Annotated in this window: 2 protein-coding genes; one reads left to right on the top strand and one right to left on the bottom strand. The window is 68.6% G+C overall.

Going from position 1 to position 2,829, the window contains the following annotated elements; translation table 11 throughout:
* Positions 1-1,096 (bottom strand): endo-1,4-beta-xylanase (locus HCN08_RS34350; RefSeq protein WP_206319594.1); only part of this gene is annotated, 1,096 nt, incomplete at its 3' end.
* Positions 1,097-1,700: 604 nt separating this feature from the next.
* Between HCN08_RS34350 and HCN08_RS34345 the strand changes: the two genes are divergently transcribed.
* On the top strand, positions 1,701-2,829 hold a 1,129-nt coding region (locus HCN08_RS34345; protein WP_167987289.1), incomplete at its 3' end, for an extracellular catalytic domain type 1 short-chain-length polyhydroxyalkanoate depolymerase.

The raw sequence follows: 2,829 nt of genomic DNA, 5'->3' as shown, positions 1-2,829 counted from the left end.
ACGAACCCGTCGACGTACCCGTGCTCGTGCCGGTGGACGTACCCGTCGAGGTACCCGTGGACGTACCGCTGGACGTACCCGACGACGTACCCGTAGACGTACCGGTACTCGTACCCGTCGAGGTACCCGACGACGTACCGCCCGTCGTCCCCGAGCCGCCGCCCAGCGCGGCGAGGACCGCGTCGTACGACGCCTTCTTCTGGTAGTTGCCGTCGAAGAGCAGCGGCGTGTCACCGCTGCGCCAGCTGTACTTGTCCGTCACGCCCCACACCGTGATGCCGGTGCAGCGGGTCACCGCCAGGCAGCCCTTGACGATCGTGGTGTAGCTGTTGGCCTGCGCGCTGCCGGAGCCCGCGACGTCCACCTCGGTCATCTGCACGTCCACACCGAGGTCGGCGAAGCGCTGCAGGTTGGCCTGGAAGTCGGACGGCACCGGGGACTGGCTGTTGAAGTGGCCCTGGAAGCCGACGCAGTCGATCGGGACGCCGCGCGCCTTGAAGTCCTTGACCATGTTGTAGACGGCGGTGCTCTTCGCGTTGACACCGTCGGTGTTGTAGTCGTTGTAGCAGAGCTTCGCGGCCGGGTCGGCGGCCCGCGCGGTGCGGAACGCCTCCTCGATGAAGCCGTTGCCGATCTTGTCCTGGAAGGGCGAGCTGCGGCGGGCACCCGAACCGCCGTCCTGGAACGCCTCGTTGACGACGTCCCAGGCATAGATCTTGCCCTTGTAGTGGGTCATCACCTGCGTGATGTGGTTGTTCATCGCGGTTTCCAGCGCGCTCGCGCTCAACCCCGAGACCCAACCGGGCAGTTGGGAGTGCCACACGAGCGTGTGGCCGCGGATCTTCATGTTCTGCGCCTGGGCGTGCGCCACGATCTGGTCGGCGGGGCCGTAGTTGAACTGGCCCTGGTTCGCCTCGATCGTGTCCCACTTCATCTCGTTCTCCGGCGTGACCGCGCCGAACTCGGCGTCGAGCGTGGCCGCGTACTGCGCCTCGCTCAGGTGGTTCGCCGCAACCGCGGTGCCGAAGTAACGGCCGCTGGCGGCAGCCGCGTTGCCCAGGGTGCCGACGGCGTGGGCGGTGCCGGCGGTGCTCATCAGGCCGATGGTGGCCACCGCGCCGGCGGTCGCCGCCGCGATGGCGGCCCGCACACCGGTGCCCCGGTATCTGCGCAGCGCGCCGGGCTCCCGGAGGGAATGACTGAACACTTCCAACCTCTTCTTTCCTCTTAGCTGGCAGTCCGGACAGCGCGGTGCGCACCGTCCGAACGGGTGGGGGTCCATTCGCGAGGGTGGTGTCGGCCACGGGAGGTGTGCCGTGGGTACGGCGTGGCCGGGAGGAGGGTGGATCGCTCGCCAGTGTGGCCCTTCCGCCTCGAAACGTCAACGATTTCTTTCCGAAACAACCGGAGTGCGCAGAACGGGAATTGACGGGACGTACGGCGCCGGTCGCATTCCCTGCTGGTGGGCGGTTTTCCGGTCCCATACGGGGACATGAAGGGCCGCCCGGCCCGATCGGGCACACCGGGCCCCACCTCGCCGGATGTATTGACTCCGTCACAATCCGGCCCTATGGTGCCCGAAACATTCGCGCTAGGGTCGAAAACTTTCGCAAAGGGATACGGGCCCCGGCCCGTTACGCCGTCCCGCCGGAGAGGGAGCCTCCGGGGAGCCGGCGCCACCCCGGAAAGGACAACTGGTCATGCCCCCCACACGCGGACCGAACGATCCCGGGAGCACCGGGAGGAAGCGGCGGCTGCGGACACTCCTGGTCGCCCTGCTCGCCTCCGTCGCCTCCCTCGCCGCCGCGCTCACCATGACCGGCGGCCAGACCGCCGCTGCCGCCTCGCTCACCGAGGTCACCAACTTCGGCAGCAACCCCGGCAACCTGCGGATGTACGAGTACGTGCCCAACTCCGTGAAGCCCAACCCGGCGATCCTGGTCGCCGTCCACTACTGCACCGGCACCGGGCCCGGCTTCTACTCGGCCACCGAATTCCACACCCTGGCCGACCAGTACGGCTTCATCGTCATCTACCCGGACGCGAACATCAGCGGCCAGTGCTTCGACGTCTCCTCGGCGGGCGCGCTCACCCACAACGGCAACAGCGACCCGGCGAGCATCGCCTCCATGGTGTCCTACGTCGAACAGCACAACGGGGCCGACGCCGGCCGGGTGTACGTGACCGGTGCCTCGTCCGGCGCGATGATGACCGACGTGCTGCTGGGCGACTACCCGGACATCTTCAAGGCCGGCGCGGCCTTCATGGGCGTGCCCTTCGCGTGCTTCGCCACCTCCGACCCCTCGGGGTGGAACAACGCGTGCGCCAACGGGCAGGTCAGCCACACCCCGCAGGAGTGGGGCGACCTGGTCCGCGCCGCCTACCCCGGCTACAGCGGCCCGCGCCCGCGCGTGCAGCTGTGGCACGGCACCGCGGACACGACGCTGAACTACAACAACTTCGGCGAAGAGATCAAGCAGTGGACGAACGTGCTCGGCGTCAGCCAGACGCCGGTCGTCACCGACACCCCGCAGTCCGGCTGGACCCACACCCGCTACGGGGCCAACTCCGCGCAGGCCCCGGTCGAGGCGTTCAGCATCGCCGGCGTCGGCCACTCGCTGCCGACCAACGGCATGGCGGCGAAGGCGATCACCTTCTTCGGCCTCGACGGCACCGGCGGCACGACGGGCGGTACGTCGTCGGGTACGTCGACGGGTACGAGCACCGGCACGTCGACCGGTACGTCTACGGGTACGTCCAGCGGTACGAGCACGGGTACCTCGACGGGTACGAGCACGGGTACGTCCACGGGTACGTCGACGGGTGCCA

It is taken from the genome of Actinacidiphila epipremni (genome assembly GCF_012034175.1).
In the GTDB taxonomy this organism is placed as follows: domain Bacteria; phylum Actinomycetota; class Actinomycetes; order Streptomycetales; family Streptomycetaceae; genus Actinacidiphila; species Actinacidiphila epipremni.
The sequence above is the reverse complement of the archived record's forward strand: the minus strand, read 5'-3'. Positions and strand labels throughout refer to the sequence as shown.